A 17266-nucleotide genomic window follows, 5' to 3' on the forward strand; every position below is an offset into this window, starting at 1 on the left:
ATCGGAAGGCACCTCTTCGTGAACTCGCCCGTGCGTCCCACGCGCAGCAGCCTCGACACCACCGCTGCCCGCAATCTCGCGAGCACCCTCAAGACCCCTCCGCAGATGCAGGGCATCACACCGCGGTGGCTGCTAAAGGTCCTTCCCTGGGTGCAGGTCTCCGGCGGGACGTTCCGTGTGAACCGGAGGCTCGCCCACACCCTCGGCGACGGGCGCGTCGAATTCACCTCGACCGGCGCCGACTTCCACGTCATCCCCGCCGAGCTGACCGAGCTGCCCCCGCTGCGGGGGCTCGACGACCCCGCGGCCCTCGACGCGCTGGCCGACGCCTGCGTCCAGCGCGAGTACGGTCCGGGCGAGGCCGTCGTGGAGGCGGGGGGCCCCGTGACCGGGGTCGTGCTGATCGCGCACGGCAAGGTGCGCAGGCTCGGCCGCGGTGCCTACGACGGCGAGACCTCCCTCGGCACCCTGGCCGACGGCGACTTCGCGGGCGACGGCGCGCTGCTCGGCGATCCCGGCGCCTGGGAGCACACCCTGCGGACGGTCACCCGCTGCACCGTGCTGACCCTGCCCCTCGACCGGGTCGCCGAGGTCGCCGAGGCGCACCCCGCCCTGCGCGCCCACCTCGACGAGGCGGCCGCTGCCCCGCCCGCCGCCCGCAACAAGCGCGGCGAGGCCGACATCGCCCTGGCCTCGGGGCACGCGGGCGAGCCCGTGCTGCCGGGGACGTTTGTCGACTACGAGACGTCCCCGCGCGAGTACGAGCTGAGCGTCGCCCAGACCGTGCTGCGCGTCCACACCCGCGTCGCCGACCTCTACGGCGAGCCGATGGACCAGGTCGAGGAACAACTCAAGCTCACCGTCCAGGCGTTGCGCGAACGCCAGGAGCACGACCTCGTCAACGACCGGCAGTTCGGCCTGCTGCACAACGCCGACCCCCGCCAGCGCCTCCACACCCGCTCGGGCCCGCCCACGCCCGACGACCTCGACGAGCTGATCTCCCGGCGCCGCAAGACCCAGTACCTCATCGCCCACCCGCGCACGATCGCGGCGTTCGGCAGGGAGTGCAACGCCCGCGGAGTGCACCCGGGCCACACGGAGATCGACGGCACCAGGGTCGGCGCCTGGCGGGGCATCCCGCTGCTGCCCTGCGACAAGATCCCCGTCACCCCCGAGGGCACCAGCTCGGTGCTCGCCCTGCGCACCGGCCAGGAGAACCAGGGCGTCGTCGGGCTGCGCCAGACCGGCATCCCCGAGGAGTACGAGCCGGGCCTGAACGTCCGCTTTATGGGCATCAACGACCAGGCCGTGATCTCCTACCTGGTCAGCGCCTACTTCTCGGCCGCCGTCCTGGTCCCCGACGCCCTCGGGATCCTGGAGGACGCCGAGGTGTGACCTCCGCAGGTGTCAGTGGCCCGCCCCCTGCTCCGACCAGTAGCCGGGGGACGGGTACTGGTGCGGCGCCTGCCCGTGGCCCTGCGGCTGGGGCTGCTGCTGCCCCGGATACGGCGCCTGGTACGCGCCGGGCTGCATCGGACGCGGCGCGGCGGGCCGCGGCGTCGCGGGGCGCATCTGCTGCGGCACCGGCGCCTGCGGGCCCGGGTAGCCCCGGGGCTCGCGCGCCTGCTGGGGGAAGTACGGCGTGGGCGCCTGGGGCGTGGCCGCGGGCAGCGGCTGGCGCACCGGCGTCGCCTGGTACCCGGGGTAGCCGGACGGCGCCTGGGCGTGCTGGTGCGGCTGCGATGGCCCCGAAGGGAGCGCGGGCAGGGCGGGCAGCGCGTTCGGCGCGGGGGTGTGCTGATAGCCGCTCGCGGGCTCGTAGGCGGCGGGCACGCGGATGGGCGCGATCTGCGGGGTCCCCCGCTCGGCCACCAGCCTGTCGTAGATGGGGGTGTCGGGGAACGACGATGAGGAGTAGCCACCGCCGTAGGAGGGGCGCGGGGAGGTCATGCCCCATAAGTTAAGCCCACCATGTGCTTGTTGGGGAGTCCGATCAGGCGGTCTTTTCACAGCCTTGAGCTTCGCCCACGGGGTCAATTCGAAGGAATTCCGGAAAAAACGTCGATCTCACCCCTCATGATGTTGTATCAGGGGTCAGCCCGGAGGGCCATGGGGCGGGATGGCATAGTGGGGCATGCCACCCGGCAACAACCCCCCATACAAGCGCAGCACAGGTGACGTGACGACGGTCACCCGACGGAGGAAGCCGAGATGCTCAAAGGTGCGAATGTCCCGGTAGCGGCCAGTTCGGTCCGCATCGAGATCGGCTGGAACACAGCGGGTGGCGTACCTGACGTCGACGCCTCGGCCCTGCTGCTCGACCAGGCGGGCCGGGTCCGTTCCGACGCGGACTTCGTCTTCTACAACCAGCCGCAGCACGCCTCGGGATCCGTGCGGCACGAGGGCAAGCAGCCCGCGGGCGTCTCCGTGACCGACCGCCTCACCGTCGACCTCGCGCGCGTCGAGCCCGGCGTCGAGAAGATCGCGCTCGCCGCCTCCGCCGACGGCGGCACCTTCGGGCAGGTCCCCGGGCTGCACATCCGGCTGCTCGACTCCGGCTCGGGCGCCGAGGTGGCCAGGTTCGACAGCGCCGATGCCTCGTCCGAGACCGCGTTCGTGCTCGGCGAGCTGTACCGGCGCCAGGGCGCCTGGAAGTTCAGGGCCGTCGGCCAGGGCTACGACAGCGGACTCGCCGGGCTCGCCACGGACTTCGGCATCAGCGTCGACGAGGAGCCCCAGGCCGCCCCCGCGGCGCCCCCGCCCCCCGCCCCGATGCCGCAGGCTCCGCTGCCGCCGTCCGCGCAGATGCCGCCCGCGCCCATGCCGCAGGCTCCGCTGCCCCCCTCGACGCAGATCCCGCCCGCGCCCATGCCGCCCGCGCCCCTGCCTCCCCAGGCCCCGATGCCGCCCGCCCCGCCCGCGGCCCCCGCCCCGCCCCAGGCGCCCGCGGCGCCCGCGCCCTCCGGCGGCGCCGTGCGGCTGAGCAAGGTCACGCTCACCAAGGAGTCCCCGGCCATCTCGCTGGCCAAGCAGGGCGCCACATCGGGCCGGATGAACGTCAACCTCAACTGGCAGCAGCGCACGCCCGCCAAGCAGTCGGGCGGCGGCTGGCGCGACAAGCTGACCCGCGCCATGGGCGGCAGCCTCGACCTCGACCTGTGCGCCCTCTTCGAGCTGTCCGACGGGCGCAAGGGCGTCGTCCAGGCCCTGGGGAACGCGTTCGGCTCCCTCCACCAGCCGCCCTACATGCACCTGGACGGCGACGACCGCACCGGCGCCGTCGCCCGTGGCGAGAACCTCACGATCAACCTCGACCACGCGCGCGACCTCAAGCGCGTCGTCGTCTTCGTGACGATCTACTCCGGCGCCAGCAGCTTCCAGAACATCGCCGCCACCGTCACCCTCACCCCGGAGAACGGCGCGCCCGTCGAGTTCCACCTCGACGAGTGCACCGTGCCATCGCCGGTGTGCGTCCTGGCCGTGCTGACCAACGACAACGGCGCCCTCGTCGTCCACCGCGAGGCCAAGTACCTCATCCCCGACCGCGGCGTCAGCCCCCAGCGCACCGTCGACTACGCGTACGGCTTCGGCATGCAGTGGACCCCGGGCCGCAAGTGAGGATCGCGCTCGTCGACTCGGGCCTCGGCTCGCTCGCGGCCGCCGCGGCCCTGCGGCGGCTGCGGCCCGACGCCTCGCTGATCCTGTGCGCCGACCCCGACGGGATGCCCTGGGGGCCCCGCACCCCCCAGGGCATCACCGCCCGCGCGCTCGAGTGCGCCGGGCCCGCGGCCGCCGAACGGCCCGACGCGCTGATCGTCGCCTGCAACACCGCGTCGGTGCACGCGCTGCCCGCGCTGCGCGCCGCGTTCGAGCCCGCGGTGCCCGTCGTCGGCACCGTCCCGGCCGTCAAGCCCGCCGCGGCGGCGGGCGGCCCGTTCGCCGTCTGGGCCACCCCCGCCACCACGGGCAGCGGCTACCAGCGGCGCCTCATCGAGGAGTTCGCCGCGGGGGCCGCCGCCACCGAGGTGCCATGCCACGGGCTCGCCGAGGCCGTCGAGCGCGCCGACGGGGCCGCCGTCCGCGCCGCCGTCAAGGCCGCGGCCGAGCTGACCCCGCCCGACACGGCCGCCGTCGTCCTGGGCTGCACGCACTACGAGCTGGTGGCCGAGCCGATCCGCGCCCAGCTGATGTCGGTGACCGGCGCGCCCGTCACGCTGTTCGGCTCCGCCGACGCGGTCGCCGCCCAGGCGCTGCGCCGCGTCGGCGCTGCCCCGGCGCCCGGCACCCCGGCCACCGGGGGCCTCACGGTCTTCGCGAGCGGCCGCGCGGCCGAGCTGCCCGAGGCGGCGCTCGCCTACCGGGAGGGCCGTTTCCTCGCCGGGGTTGCCGCGTAGGCTCGGCTCCCATGGGAACCCCCGACTTCATCCGCGAGCTGCGCGTCAGCATCGGCCACCAGCCGCTGTTCCTGCCGGGCGTGACCGCCGTCGTCCTCGACGACGAGGGCCGCGTGCTGCTCGTGCGGCGGGCCGACAACGGCAGCTGGACCCTCGTCAGCGGCATCCCCGAGCCGGGGGAGCAGCCCGCCGAGACGGCCGTGCGCGAGACCTGGGAGGAGACCGCGGTGCGGTGCGTCCCCGAGCGCCTGCTGCTGGTGCAGACGCTGCCGCCGACGCGCTATCCCAACGGCGACGTCTGCCAGTTCATGGATGTCAGCCTGCGCTGCCGGGCGGTCGGCGGCAGCGCGCGGGTCAACGACGACGAGTCCTCCGAGGTCGGCTGGTTCGCCCTCGACGCGCTGCCGCCGCTGCACCAGGGCGCCCTCGACCGCATCAAGCTGGCGACGGAGGACGAAGGGCCCGCGTGGTTCGACCGGGGCGTCAGGTCTTCCTGAACGTGTACGCCTCGGCCGCCGCGGCCGAGACCGCCTCGATGTCGGCGCCCGCCGACGCCGTGACCAGCGCGGCCACCGCGCCCTCCACGAGCGGCGCGTCCACCAGGCGTGTGGGGGTGGGCAGCTCGTCGCCCTCCGCCAGCATCATCTGCACGGTCAGCACCGCGCTGCCCAGGTCCACCAGGACCACCACCCCCGCGCCCCTCTCCACGCGGCGCGCCGCCTCGGCGATCAGCTCGGGGCTCGTGCCAAGGCGCCCGTCGGCGGTGCCGCCCGCCGCGGCCACCGGGGCGAGCTCGCCGCCGCCCGCCAGGCCCCTGGCCAGCGCCGCCACCGACTCGGCGACCTCCCTGCTGTGCGAGACGATCACGACCCCCACGAGCGCCAGGTCACTCATCGGCCGCCGCCCGCGCCAGCGCGTCGAACAGCAGGGCCGACGACGCGGCGCCCGGATCCATGTGCCCCACGCTGCGCTCGCCCAGATAGCTGGCCCTGCCCTTGCGGGCCCGCAGCCCCACCGTCGCCTCCGCGCCCCGCGCCGCCGCCCCGCGGGCCGCCGCGTAGTCGGGCAGCGCCTCGACGGCGGGGCGCAGCGCGTCCAGCATCGTCTTGTCCCCCGCCACCGCCCCCGCCAGCTGGGCCACCGCGTCCACGCCCGCGGCCAACGCCTCGGCCACGGCCGCGTCGTCGACCCGTTCCGCGTCGCCGAGCGCCTTCCCCGCGCGGCGCAGCAGCGTGCCGTAGAGCGGGCCCGAGGCGCCGCCGACCGTGGAGACCAGGGTGCGCCCCGAGAGCAGCAGCACCGCGCCCGGCGCGCCTGGCGGCTCCTTCTCCAGGGCGGCGGCGACGGCGAGCATGCCGCGGCGCATGTTGCTGCCGTGGTCGGCGTCGCCGATGGCGGAGTCGAGCTCGGTCAGCCGGTCCGCCTCCGCGTCGAACGACCCGGCCGCCGCGGTGAGCCAGCGCCGGAAGAACCCGGCGTCCCTGAAGGCCACGTCTGCGCTCCTCTCAGCGTCCCCACCGCAGCCCCGGCGTCGCCACCGGCGCGTCCCACAGCCGCAGCAGCTCCTCGTCCACCTGGCAGAGCGTGACCGAGCAGCCCGCCATGTCGAGGGACGTCACATAGTTCCCGACGAGGGTACGCGCCACCTCCACGCGCCGCTCCCGCAGGACGCGGATCACCTCGCCGCCGAAGCCGTACAGCTCGAGCAGCGGCGTCGCGCCCATGCCGTTGACCAGGAGCAGCACCGGGCCGCTCGGGGTCGCGTCGTCCAGGATCGCGCCCACCGCGGCCTCGGCGATCTCGCTGGCCGTCATCATCGCGCGGCGCTCCCTGCCGGGCTCGCCGTGGATGCCGATGCCGAGCTCCAGCTCGCCGAGCGGCAGCTCGAACGTCGGGCTGCCCTTGGCCGGGGTCGTCGGGGCGCCGAGCGCGACGCCGAAGCTGCGCGAGGCGTCGGACACCCGCCATGCGACCTCGGCGACCCGGGCGAGCGGCGCGCCCTCCTCGGCCGCGGCGCCCGCGAGCTTCTCCACGAAGAGCGTGCCGCCCGTGCCGCGGCGGCCCGCGGTGAAGAGGCTGTCGGTGACCGCCACGTCGTCCCGCACCAGGACCTTGGCGACCTCGATGCCGTCCTCCTCGGCCAGCTCGGCGGCCATGTCGAAGTTGAGGACGTCGCCCGTGTAGTTCTTCACGACGAACAGCACGCCCGCGCCGCTGTGCACGGCCGCGGCGGCGCGCACCATCTGGTCGGGCACGGGGGAGGTGAACACCTCGCCGGGGCACGCGGCGTCCAGCATCCCGGGGCCGACGAAGCCGCCGTGCAGCGGCTCGTGCCCCGAGCCGCCGCCCGAGACCAGGCCCACCTTGCCGGGGATGGGCGCGTCGCGGCGGACGACGACCCGGTTCTCGGCGTCGACGACCAGCTCCGGATGGGCCGCGGCCATGCCGCGCAGCGCGTCGCCGATGACCCGCTCCGCCCCGTTGATCAGCATCTTCACGACGGACACTCCTCCCGAGGACAGCGGCGAACGCCCGGCTTCCTCGGCGTCAGGCGGGCCGTTTGGGCACCAGCCTACGGATCATGGCCTGGTACGGCAGCCTCCGTGCGGCGGCGAGGCTAGCCGCCGCGGCCGTCCGCGAGGTCCGCGAGCAGGATGTCGCGCACCTCGCCCTCGGCCAGCTCCACCGCCTCGGCGCGCGCGGTGGCCAGGACGTCGGCGAGCAGCACGCGCCGGTCGGTGCGCGCCGACAGGACGGCCGAGGCGACCATGGCCAGGCTCATCACGTTCTCGTGGATCTCACCGCGCGGGACCGTTCCGGTGCGCAGGGCGTGGACGAACGCGGCCAGCGCGCCGTCGATGCCCTCGGCCGCCCGGGCGGCCCGGAGGGCGGGCGCCGCCGCCCCGGCCTCGGCGACGGGGGCGTGGTCGCCGTCCCACACGGCGCTGCCGCGCTCGCCGCTGGCCCGCCACGCGCCGTTCCACGACGTTTCGAGGCCCGGGCTGCACCAGCTTCCGGTGTAGACGTACCGCGCGCCCCCGGTCATCTCGAACAGCGCGGTCGTGGCCGCGTCCCCTGCGTACCAGCTCCAGGAGGGGTTGAACTCCTGGCAGTAGACGGAGACGGGCTCGGCGTCGAGCAGCCAGCGCGCGGTGTCGAACGGGTGGATCGCCATGTCGAGCAGGAGCGGGTGCGGCATCGTCTCCCTGAAGCCGCCGAAGCGCGGGGCGCGGAAGAACTCGGTGGTGAGGATGCCGAGCCTGCCGAGGCGGCGGGTCTCGTCCCTGAACCGGGTCAGCTGCGGGTGGTAACGCCGGGACTGGCTGACCATGAACAGCAGCCCCGAGAGCTTGGCCGCGGCGGCCAGGTACAGCGCCTCGGGCAGCGTCGCGGCGGCGGGCTTCTCGCCGAGGACCGGCAGGCCGAGCTCGAAGGCCGTGAGCGTGACGGGGAGATGGGCCTCGGGGACGGTCACGTCGACCACGGCGTCGGGGGCCGTCGCCGCGGCGAGCGCGGCCAGGTCGGCGCCCGTGGGCACGCCGGGGGCGCCCGCCGCGTCGGCCGCGGCGCGCGCCACCGAGGGGTCGAGGTCCACCACGCACGCCAGCTCCACGTCGGGCGACGCGCTCACGGCGGCGAGCCAGGCCCGGCCCATCGCGCCCGCGCCGACGACGGCGACCCGCAGCGGGCCGCCGTCGCCGGGGACGGTCCGGAAGGCGGGGGCGGCCTCGGAGGCGGGGGCAGCGCGGCGGGCGGGGGCGCTCACGCGCCGTCGCCCGGCTCGAACCAGCCGGTGGGGTAACGCCCTATGCCCGGCTCGCCGCGCTCGGCGACGGGGCGGGCCCAGGCGACGGCGTTGGCGATGACGCGCCGCACGCCGGGGCTGTGGTACACGGGGTAGTCCTGGTCGCCCGGGCTGAAGTAGAAGATCCGGCCCTTCCCGCGGTGGAAGACGCAGCCGCTGCGGAAGACCTCGCCCCCGGAGAACGAGCTGATGAACACCAGCTCGTCGGGCGCCGGGATGTCGAAGAACTCGCCGTACATCTCCTGCTGTTCGATGACCAGCGGCTGGGGCACCCCGGCGGCGATCGGGTGCGCGGGGGCGACCGTCCAGACCAGCTCGCGGTCGCGCTCGTTGCGCCAGCGCAGCGTGCAGGTGGTACCCATCAGCGCGCGGAAGATCTTGGAGAAGTGCCCGGAGTGCAGCACGATCAGGCCCATCCCGCCCAGCACATGGCGCTGGACGCGGGCCACGACCTCGTCGGAGACCTCGTCGTGGGCCCGGTGCCCCCACCAGGTGAGGACGTCGGTGGCGGCCAGCGCCTCCTCGCCCAGGCCGTGTTCGGGCTCGTCGAGGGTGACGGTGCGGACGCGGGCGGCGTCGCCCAGGTGCTCGCCGATGCCGTCGGCGACGGCGGCGTGCATGCCCCGCGGATACAGCTCGGCGACGTTGGCGTCCTCGCGTTCGTGGCGGTTCTCGCCCCAGACGGTCACGCGCAGCGGGCTGGCGGGCGGTGGTGCGGTCATGGCGGCTCTCCCGGTCGCTCGTGTCGTGCGGGTCCCCTGGTCAGGGCCCCCAAGGGTGTTCCCCGGCGCCGGGCGGGGCAACCGGCCTTTGCCACCGGGACCCGCTCGGGGCCCACCACCGATGTGCCCGTCTTGAACGGCACGTCGGCCAGCGGCGCCGCGAGCCGCGGCGAGGGGACGCGGCGGGCCAACGCCTCGAGCGCGACGGTCAGTTCGAGCCGCGCGGTCTGCTGCCCGAAGCACTGGTGGGTGCCGTGCCCAAACCCCAGGTGCCCCTCGGCGTCCCTGGCGACGTCGAGGCGGCCGGGGTCGTCGAACGCCTCGGGATCGTGGTTGGCCGACTGGATGGCGAGGATGATGTAGTCGCCCTCAGCCACCGGGTGGCCGCCGATGCCGGTGTCGGTCGTCGCCTCGCGGACGATGCCCGCGCCGCCGCCGAAGAGGCGCACCATCTCCTCCACCGTGCCGGGCACCAGCGACGGGTCGTCGCGCAGCCTGGCCCACTGGTCGGGGTCGGTCAGCAGGGCCAGGACGCCATGGGCCAGCGCCGTCGCGGTGGAGTCGAAGCCCGCGACCAGCATCACGGCGCTCATCGCCACCAGCTCGACATCGCTGAACGGCGGCTCGGCGGACGGGGCGCGGGCCACCATGCGGCTGAGCGCGTCGTCCTCGGGCTCGATGCGGCGGCGCCGCACCAGCTCGAAGAGGTACCCCTGGAGCGGCCGCACCGCGGCGGCCAGCTGGACCTGGTCGGTGACATCGCTGAAGACGCCGGAGGCGGCCCGGTGGAAGAGGTCGCGGTCGGCGTAGGGCACGCCCACCAGGCCGCCGAAGGACGCGGTCGTGACGGGGATGGCGAAGTCCTGGTAGAGGTCGGCGGGCGGCCCGGCGTCGGCCAGCGCCCCGATCCGCTCGTCGACCGCGGCCCGCACCAGCGGGCGGAGCTTCGCCAGCCGCCTCGGCGAGCTGACCTCGGGGCCCATGTGGCGGCGGAACCGCTGGTAGTCGGGGCCGTCCATCCTGGTGAACTCGCCCTTGCCGATGGGGCGTTCGGGATCGGCGTGGGCCATCAGATGGACGACCTGGCCGGGGCGGCTGCTGAACCGCTCGGCGCCGCCGAGTATCTCGCGCACATCGGCGTAGCGGGACACCAGCCACGCCGTGAGCCCTGTGGGGCACGCCACGCGGGTCACAGGGGCCTCGGCGCGGAGGGCTCAGCCGGTGGCCCCGGGGTTTCCGAGGGCGAGGCGCACCGTTCCATGGCAGGCGGGCTTGTCGCCCTCGCCGAAGCGGCACGGCGTGCTGAGGATGATCACGGGGCCGTTCGAGCCGTCCCTCCGGGTGGCGCGGACGATGTCGAGCTCTCCCCAGCAGCGGCGCCCGCGCGTGGCGCGGCGAAACGAGCTCTGGAAGTCGACGATGAACATGTCGGGCAGCTGCCGCGTCCAGTAGTCGTCCATGGACCACCGGTCGAACACCCTAAGGATCCGCTCCTTCATGGACGTGCCATGAGGAAATAGATCATCTGGTTGAAGCAGATATTGAATTCGACGGAATTGAAGTGACCCGTGTCGTCGATGTAGCAGGATTCGCCGATGCGAAAGGCGCCGCGGAGGCTGATGCGGCCTTCCGGCTCGCTCGGATCTCCCATGGCGGTTACCGAGGTCGTCTCCAGATAGCGGCAGTGCGGCTTGTAGACCTCGAGTACCTGGTCGAGCAGGACTTTGTCGTGCGGGAACGCGACGGCGTTCTCGCCATCGGGCCGCGGCATGAACGAGTAGTCATGGTGCCAGAACTTCCCCGTCTGCGGGACCCCGACCTGCTCGCCGTCCTTCTTCACAATCGAGGAGACAAAGATCTCCTTGTGCTCGGGATGGTGGTACATCGGCTGGTAGTACGTCTCGACCTCGCCCAGCCTGCGGCCGAATTCCACGAACTCTGCGGGGGAGAGGCGCTGATTTCTCAGCACCACGATGCGGTGGCGGTAGACCAGTTGCTTGAGCGCCACCAGGTCGTCCGCGTGATCGTTGAGCGCTTGAGGAGCACTGAAGAACGCTCCGGGGAAAGGCGCGGCTTCGAGCCAGGAGAACGCCGCGGGAGGGTGCTCCCGCGGCGTCGCGCGACGGTGCCGATCAGGGCTCGGCGCCGCCCTCGGCGGTCTCTTCGCCCTCGCCGCCCTCGCCGCCTTCGCCGCCCTCGGCGGTCTCGGGCCCCTCCGCTGCCTCCGCCGCCTCGGGCGCCGCGGTCTCGCTGTCCACGGTCGAGGTGGAGCCCAGGATCGCCGCGTGCTCCAGCACGTCCTCCAGCGGGTCGTCGATCTGCCCGGTGCCGATCAGCGCGAAGCGCGAACCGATGTGGGTGGTGCCGCTGTAGTGCTCGTCCGCGGTGGCCGCCCCGGCCCCGAGTGCCGCCGCCCCCGCCGTCGCCACGGCCAGGACCGGCCACCGTACCCACTTGTTCATGCCGCACCTCTCGGGATCCGCACTGCGCATTACCGTGTGCTAATCACGTGGGCATCTCAGAAGTTACGGTCCGCGTCCATCGTATGACCGTGCGTCAGGTGAAATGACCGGAGGCGTGCGGCCCCTCGGCCCGGACGCGCGCCGGGCGTCAGGCGTTCGCCATCGCGGGCTTGAGCAGGACCTTCGTCCAGCCCTGTGCCCGCTTGTCGAACTGGTCGTACGCCTCGGGCGCCTGCTCGAGCGGCAGCCGGTGCGAGACGACGAACGACGGGGTGGCGCGGCCCGCGATGATGAGGTCGCGCAGGTGGCGGTTGTAGGACTTGACGTTGGCCTGCCCGGTGGCCATCCGCTGGCCCTTCTCGAAGAACTTGCCCATGCGGAAGAGTAGTTCGCCGTGCTTGGCGCTCTCGCTCGGGCCCCCGGGGTCGGAGGGCACATACAGGCCGACGACGCCGATCGTGCCGGTCGCGCGGACGGCGTTGACCAGCGTGTTGAGGATCATGGCGGGCTGCTCCTTGCCCTCGGGCACGGTGGCCTGGTACCCGACCGCGTCAATGCCGCGGTCGGTGCCGTCGCCGCCCGTCTGCTCCATGATCTGCTCGGCCGCGTCGCCCTTGGAGTAGTCGACGGGGATGGCGCCGATCTGCTCGGCCAGGCGCAGCCGGTCGGGCTGGCGGTCCACCACGAACACCTTGGAGGCGCCGCGGATCAGGGCGGAGTAGGCCGCCATCAGGCCGACGGGCCCCGCGCCGAAGACGCACACGGTGTCGCCTGGGCTGACCCCGGCGAGCTCGGTGGCGTGGTAGCCGGTGGGGAAGATGTCGGCGAGGAGGGCGAAGTCGTCCTCGTGGACGTCGCCGGGTGGCAGCTTGAGGCAGTTGAAGTCGGCGAACGGCACCCGCAGATACTCGGCCTGGCCGCCGCGGTAGGGGCCCATCGACACATAGCCGTAGGCGCCGCCCGCGAAGCCCTGGTTCACCGTGAGGCAGAAGCCGGTCTTGTTCGCCAGGCAGTTCCTGCAGAAGCCGCAGGCCACGTTGAAGGGCAGGACCACCCGGTCGCCCTTCTTGATCGTCGCGACGCCCGAGCCCACGTCCTCGACGACGCCCATGTTCTCGTGGCCGAAGATCATGCCGGGCTCGGCGCCCGTGCGGCCCTCGTACATGTGCAGGTCCGAGCCGCAGATGGCGGAGGTGGTGACCCGTATGACGACATCGGTCGGGTCCAGGATGCGCGCGTCGTCCACTTCCTCGACCGTGACGGAGTAGGGCTCTTGGTATACGACCGCCTTCACAGATGCCTCCCGGGGTGGCGTGGGATGTCCCTCGCGGCCTGCGCCCTTTGCGGCGTTTTGACCGCATCTCTACCACCTTAGGGAGGGAGCGCGGAAGTCGCGACAGCAGACGGGTGGCGCGGGGTGCGGATCGACCACGACACCGATCACGTTCCGCCGCCACTCGTGCACGCCGCGCCCGCGAAGCCAAGGCTATCCGGCCGATTACCGGTGAGAGTCGACCACCACCGCTCAGGTATGACCACGCGGGTTCACGCGGACGCCGCGTCCCGCGCTGATTGCCGTGGCCTCTTCCGGCGCCCTCTACGCCGCCGACCGCGGCGACCTGAGGGCGGACACGAGGGACACGGTCGTGGCGCGGGTCACCAACCACTGTCGCTGAGCCGCACCCCGCGAAACCGGTCAGTCGGCCGACGGCGGACGGGAGGGCGCCCCCCGCGGCCGTTCCGCCCTCAGCCGCCAGGCATCAGCTGCGCGAGCAGCGGCAGCTGCTCCGGGTCGTCGAGTGCCGAGCCCACCGCGAACCCCCGGCAGCCCGCCGCCAGGAACGCCGGGGCGTTGCGCGCGTCGAGGCCGCCCGTCGCCACGAAGCGCGCCCAGGGGAACGGGCCGAGCTGCGCCTTGATCCACCCCGGCCCCAACTGGGCCGCGGGGAACGCCTTCAGCCACGTCAGCCCGAGCGCCCGCGCCCGCGACACCTCCGTGGCGGTGGCCACCCCCGGCAGGTGCGGAAGGTCGCGCTCGGCGCACGCCTCGACCACCTCGGGCAGCAGCCCTGGCGCCACCGTGAACGCCGCGCCCTCCCGCGCCACTTCCTCGACCTGCGCGACCGTGGTGACCGTCCCCGCGCCGACCTGCCTGCCGCGCTCGCGCCCCGCGGCGATCGCTGCCCGCAGGGAAGGCAGCGCCGAAGGGACATGCACGGGAACCTCCACCAGGTCGATGCCGAGGTCCCACGCCCGGTGGCACGCCGCCACGGTGCGCTCCGGGTCGTAGCCGCGGAAGATCCCCATCACGGGCCCCGCGGCGAACGCCTTCTCGAAGTAGTCGGTCATGCTTGTCCTCTGGTCGTGTGCGGGACGAGCGGGGCGCGCGAGCCCTCGACCCAGCGCGCCCGCGGAATGCCTGTCCGGGCGCAGATGGTGTCCACGTCCGGCAGCGGGCCATGGTCGCCGGTGCTGCGCAGCGCCGTCCCCGCGATCAGATGCCCGAGCCGCAGCCGCGCCCCGTGGTCGAGGCCGCGCAGCAGCCCGCTGAGCCACCCCGAGGCGAACGCGTCCCCCGCGCCCACCGGCTCCACCACCTCGACGCGCGGCGCGGGCTCGGCCACCACCGCGTTCCCGTCGAAGCACACCGCCTCGGTCGCGCCGTCCTTCACCACCAGGCACGCCGGCGCGCCGATCAGCTCGCGCACCCCCGCCGCGTCGGCCACGCCCCACAGCCGCTGCGCCTCGTCGAGCCCGACGAAGACGACATCCGCGGCCCGCGCGAGCCGCAGCAGCTCGGGAGCGGCGTCGCGGCGCCACAGCGCGGGCCTGTGGTTGACGTCGAAGCTCACCAGCGGCCCGCCGGGGGGCCGTTCGAGCAGCAGCCGCTCCACCAGCGCGCGGCAGCTGTCGGACAGCGCGGGGGTGATGCCGCTCACATGGATCAGCCGGGCCCCGGCCGCCAGGGCCGCATCCCCTGTCCCCCCGTCCATCCCCGACGCCGCGGAGCCCGCCCGGTAGTAGTAGACCGAACTCCCCTCGGGCGCCGGGTCCTTGAAGTACACGCCGGTCGGCCGCCCCGGATCGCGCGCCACCAGCGACGTGTCCACGCCCGCGCCCGTCAGCTCGGATATCAGCAGTTCACCCAGCGGATCCGTGCCCACCCGGCTGCACCAGGACGCCCGGTGGCCCAGGCGCGCCAGGCCCGTCGCCACGTTCGACTCCGCGCCGCCAGGGCGCATGACCAAGGGGGAGCCGCCGTCGAGCCGCCCACCGGGGGCGGGCGTCAGCTGCACCATTGTCTCGCCGAGGCAGATAGCGTCGAGCGGGCCTGGGGATATCGCCACCACGGGGGCATCGTAGTCACCGGGCCCTCTTCCCTGGGGCGCCGGGGTCTGGAAAGGTGTGTTTCCCACACGTTGGCATAGGAACGTCCGCGGCCGGAAGCCATACTGGGGAGGGTGGGGCGCCGGCTGGCGGATTACGGGGGCGAGAGACGGGCGATGGTGGAACGCTCGCTGATCCATGGTCGTTACCAGCTGCTTGAGCTTATCGGGCGCGGTGGCATGGGCGAGGTGTGGCGTGCTCGCGACGAGGCGCTCGACCGGCGCGTCGCGGTCAAGTGCCTCAAGCCGCTCGGCACGCGGCAGGACGAGCCGTTCCTGCGGGTCCTGCGCGAGCGGTTCAGGCGCGAGGCCAGGGTGGCCGCGGGGCTCCAGCACCGCGGCATCACCGTGGTGCACGACTTCGGCGAGTCCGACGGCGTGCTCTACCTGGTGATGGAGCTGCTCGACGGCCGCAACCTCAGCGAGCTGCTGAGCGCGGGGCGCCCCGGCGCGCTGCCCGTCGGCGAGGTCGCCGACATCGCGCACCAGGTCGCCGCCGCCCTCGCCTACACGCACGCCCAGGGCGTCGTGCACCGCGACCTCAAGCCTGCCAACGTCATGCGCCTGGCCGACGGCACCGTCAAGATCCTCGACTTCGGCATCGCCAGGCTCGCCCAGGACATCGGCCTGAGCGCCAAGCTCACCAGCGCGGGCATGGCCATGGGCACCCCGCACTACATGTCGCCCGAGCAGATCGCCGGGCTCACCGTCGACCACCGCAGCGACCTGTACTCGCTCGGCTGCGTGCTCTACGAAATCGCCACGGGCGCGCCCCCGTTCGACCTCGGCGACCCCTGGGCCATCCTGATCGGGCACCGCGACACCCCGCCGGAGCCGCCCAGGCTGCGCCGCCCCGAGCTGCCGCCGCAGCTCGACGCGTTCATCCTCGCGCTGCTCGCCAAGGACCCCGCCGAGCGCCCCGATGACCCCGCAGCCCTCGCCCGCGACCTGCTCGTCGCGGCGGGGCATCACACCACCGCGGCGCTGCGCGTCCCCGCGCCCCGGCCCACCGAGCGGCTGCCGGAGTGGACCCGCGGCATGCGCCCCGGGTCGCGCGCCAGCGGCTCCTGGTCCCTGCGGCTGCCGCCCCCCGACAGGACCGCGGGGCTCACCGGGCAGTGGACCGGGCTGCCGCCCGCCACCGTCGTCGAGGCGCCGCCCGCTGAGCGGCGCGGCCCCGCCCCCGAGTACCTGGCGGTGCTGACCAGCCGCCACCGCGCCGGGCTCAGCCTCGGCCGCCTCGGCCGCTGGGAGGAGGCGTGCGACGTGCACCGCGCGGTCGCCGCCGAACGGGAGCGCGCCCTGGGCGGCGACCACCCCGACACCCTCAACAGCCGCTACGAGACGGCCTACGCGCTCGGCCGCCTCGGCCGCTGGCGCGAGGCGCTTGAAGGCCACCGGCACGTCGCCGAGACGTGCGCCCGCATCCTCGGGCCCGACCACCCGGTCACGCTCGACGCCAGGTACGAGACGGGCATCGCGCTGGGCAGGCTGGGGCGCCCCGCCGAGGCGCTCGCCCTCTACACCGACCTGGCCGCCGCCCGCTCCCGCGCCCAGGGCGCGACCCACCCCGAGACGCTGCGCGCCCGGCACGGCCGCGGCATCAGCCTCGGCAGGCTCGGGCGCTGGGACGAGGCCCTCGAAGAGGCGCGCGAGGTGTGGGCCGTGCGCGGCCTGGTGCTGGGCGATGACCACCCCGACACCCTGGTGAGCAGGCGCGAGATCGCCGTGGCGCTTGGCTGGTTGGGCCGCTGGGAGGCCGCCCTCGACGAGTACCGCGAGGTGCGGCAGGCCAGGGAGCGGGTGCTGGGGCCAGGCCACCCCGACGCCCTCACCAGCAGGAACGACGAGGCCCACTGCCTCGAACAGCTCGGCCGCGCCGGGGAGGCCGTCGAGCTGTACCGGCAGGTGGCGGCCCCCGAGGACCGGGGCGCCGCCGACCGCTGAACGGCCCGGTACGCCCACGTACCATGGCCGCATGTCCTTTCTCCGCCGCCGCAACGCCTCTTCACCCGCCGGGCCTGACTTCGACGTGCTGGCCATGGACCCCGGCGACTGGCCCGGAGTGCTCGGCGCCGGGCTGCTGCCCGCGCCCGACGGGAGCTGCCAGGGCGTTGTGCTGCGCTACGACCTGTTCGGCGGGCGCGGCCCCGCCATGGTCATCGGGAACCTCCCCGAGGGCTCTCCCGCGCGCGAGGTGGCCGAGGGCGATGTGCCGTTCGAGGTCCACCAGTTGCTGCTGGCCCTGGAGATGGACGAGGAGGTGACGGCCACCGGCGTGGAGGAGGTGCCGGTGATGCACGAGGGCAGCCTGCTGATCGTGCGCCGCGTGAGCTGTTCCGAGGGCAGGATCTCGTGCGTCCAGTTCGACCGCAGCGACGGCGTGCTCGTCACCATCGCCAGCTGGGACCGCCCGATCACCGACGAGCTGTACCAGCTGCTCAAGCCCCTGCCCGCGGAGATGTTCCAGCGCTGAGCCGGGCGTTGTGCTGAGTCG

The 17266-nt window shown here is 73.9% G+C and carries 16 protein-coding genes and 2 pseudogenes; 6 read left to right on the forward strand and 12 right to left on the reverse strand.

What is annotated here, in order from left to right:
• The first annotated feature begins 18 nt into the window (after window positions 1-18).
• Window positions 19-1395 carry a family 2B encapsulin nanocompartment shell protein gene (locus DEH69_RS01960; protein WP_258534367.1) on the forward strand — a complete coding sequence of 459 codons (1377 nt, stop codon included), beginning with the start codon at window positions 19-21 and terminating at the stop codon, window positions 1393-1395.
• 12 nt (window positions 1396-1407) lie between these two features.
• Here the strand turns inward: DEH69_RS01960 and DEH69_RS01965 are convergent, their stop codons facing one another.
• Window positions 1408-1950, reverse strand: coding sequence for a DUF6643 family protein (locus DEH69_RS01965; protein ID WP_258534368.1), 543 nt, complete (start codon window positions 1948-1950; stop codon window positions 1408-1410).
• A 261-nt stretch (window positions 1951-2211) separates the two neighbouring features.
• Here DEH69_RS01965 and DEH69_RS01970 point away from each other — a divergent pair, with 261 nt between their 5' ends.
• From DEH69_RS01970 to DEH69_RS01980, 3 genes are read left to right on the forward strand one after another with little or no spacing between them, the layout of a single operon-like run.
• Complete coding sequence (locus DEH69_RS01970; protein WP_113685092.1) at window positions 2212-3618, forward strand: TerD family protein; 1407 nt, start codon at window positions 2212-2214, stop codon at window positions 3616-3618.
• Window positions 3615-4394, forward strand: coding sequence for a glutamate racemase (locus DEH69_RS01975; protein ID WP_113685093.1), 780 nt, complete (start codon window positions 3615-3617; stop codon window positions 4392-4394). Before DEH69_RS01970 ends, DEH69_RS01975 begins: the two co-directional genes overlap by 4 nt.
• An 11-nt stretch (window positions 4395-4405) precedes the next feature.
• Window positions 4406-4891: an NUDIX domain-containing protein gene (locus DEH69_RS01980; RefSeq protein ID WP_113685094.1), complete on the forward strand. Its 486-nt coding sequence runs from the start codon at window positions 4406-4408 to the stop codon at window positions 4889-4891.
• Here DEH69_RS01980 and dhaM read toward each other — a convergent pair.
• The 11 genes and pseudogenes from dhaM to DEH69_RS02035 form a co-directional block, all read right to left on the reverse strand.
• Window positions 4878-5288 carry a dihydroxyacetone kinase phosphoryl donor subunit DhaM gene (dhaM, locus tag DEH69_RS01985; protein WP_113685095.1) on the reverse strand — a complete coding sequence of 137 codons (411 nt, stop codon included), beginning with the start codon at window positions 5286-5288 and terminating at the stop codon, window positions 4878-4880. The two genes, DEH69_RS01980 and dhaM, sit on opposite strands and share 14 nt — an antisense overlap.
• On the reverse strand, window positions 5281-5886 hold the full coding sequence (dhaL, locus tag DEH69_RS01990) for a dihydroxyacetone kinase subunit DhaL (protein WP_113685096.1): 606 nt from the start codon (window positions 5884-5886) through the stop codon (window positions 5281-5283). The genes dhaM and dhaL overlap by 8 nt, the downstream gene beginning before the upstream one ends.
• Window positions 5887-5899: 13 nt before the next feature.
• Entirely contained in the window at window positions 5900-6892 is a 993-nt protein-coding gene (dhaK, locus tag DEH69_RS01995; protein WP_113685138.1) for a dihydroxyacetone kinase subunit DhaK, read from the reverse strand.
• Window positions 6893-7011: 119 nt separating this feature from the next.
• Window positions 7012-8160: a Gfo/Idh/MocA family protein gene (locus tag DEH69_RS02000; RefSeq protein WP_258534369.1), complete on the reverse strand. Its 1149-nt coding sequence runs from the start codon at window positions 8158-8160 to the stop codon at window positions 7012-7014.
• Window positions 8157-8921 (reverse strand): ThuA domain-containing protein, encoded by a 765-nt coding sequence (locus DEH69_RS02005; RefSeq protein ID WP_113685097.1) that lies wholly within the window; start codon window positions 8919-8921, stop codon window positions 8157-8159. The genes DEH69_RS02000 and DEH69_RS02005 overlap by 4 nt, the downstream gene beginning before the upstream one ends.
• Window positions 8918-10072: a cytochrome P450 gene (locus DEH69_RS02010; RefSeq protein WP_258534370.1), complete on the reverse strand. Its 1155-nt coding sequence runs from the start codon at window positions 10070-10072 to the stop codon at window positions 8918-8920. The genes DEH69_RS02005 and DEH69_RS02010 overlap by 4 nt, the downstream gene beginning before the upstream one ends.
• Before the next feature lie 63 nt (window positions 10073-10135).
• Window positions 10136-10953, reverse strand: a pseudogene (locus tag DEH69_RS33325) (FcoT family thioesterase); the annotation flags it as partial.
• A gap of 238 nt (window positions 10954-11191) precedes the next feature.
• A pseudogene (locus DEH69_RS31205) lies at window positions 11192-11383 on the reverse strand (hypothetical protein); the annotation flags it as partial.
• Window positions 11384-11531: 148 nt separating this feature from the next.
• Complete coding sequence (locus tag DEH69_RS02025; RefSeq protein WP_113685099.1) at window positions 11532-12677, reverse strand: glutathione-independent formaldehyde dehydrogenase; 1146 nt, start codon at window positions 12675-12677, stop codon at window positions 11532-11534.
• Window positions 12678-13129: 452 nt separating this feature from the next.
• Window positions 13130-13732 (reverse strand): bifunctional 4-hydroxy-2-oxoglutarate aldolase/2-dehydro-3-deoxy-phosphogluconate aldolase, encoded by a 603-nt coding sequence (locus DEH69_RS02030; protein ID WP_113685100.1) that lies wholly within the window; start codon window positions 13730-13732, stop codon window positions 13130-13132.
• Window positions 13729-14733 carry a sugar kinase gene (locus DEH69_RS02035; protein WP_220131159.1) on the reverse strand — a complete coding sequence of 335 codons (1005 nt, stop codon included), beginning with the start codon at window positions 14731-14733 and terminating at the stop codon, window positions 13729-13731. Before DEH69_RS02035 ends, DEH69_RS02030 begins: the two co-directional genes overlap by 4 nt.
• A gap of 153 nt (window positions 14734-14886) precedes the next feature.
• Between DEH69_RS02035 and DEH69_RS02040 the strand changes: the two genes are divergently transcribed.
• On the forward strand, window positions 14887-16716 hold the full coding sequence (locus DEH69_RS02040) for a serine/threonine-protein kinase (RefSeq protein ID WP_113685101.1): 1830 nt from the start codon (window positions 14887-14889) through the stop codon (window positions 16714-16716).
• 31 nt (window positions 16717-16747) lie between these two features.
• Window positions 16748-17245, forward strand: a complete 498-nt coding sequence (locus DEH69_RS02045) for a hypothetical protein (RefSeq protein ID WP_113685102.1) — start codon at window positions 16748-16750, stop codon at window positions 17243-17245.
• Window positions 17246-17266: the final 21 nt, after the last annotated feature.

The sequence above is a fragment of the Streptomyces sp. PT12 genome (assembly GCF_003311645.1).
Taxonomy (GTDB): domain Bacteria; phylum Actinomycetota; class Actinomycetes; order Streptomycetales; family Streptomycetaceae; genus Streptomyces.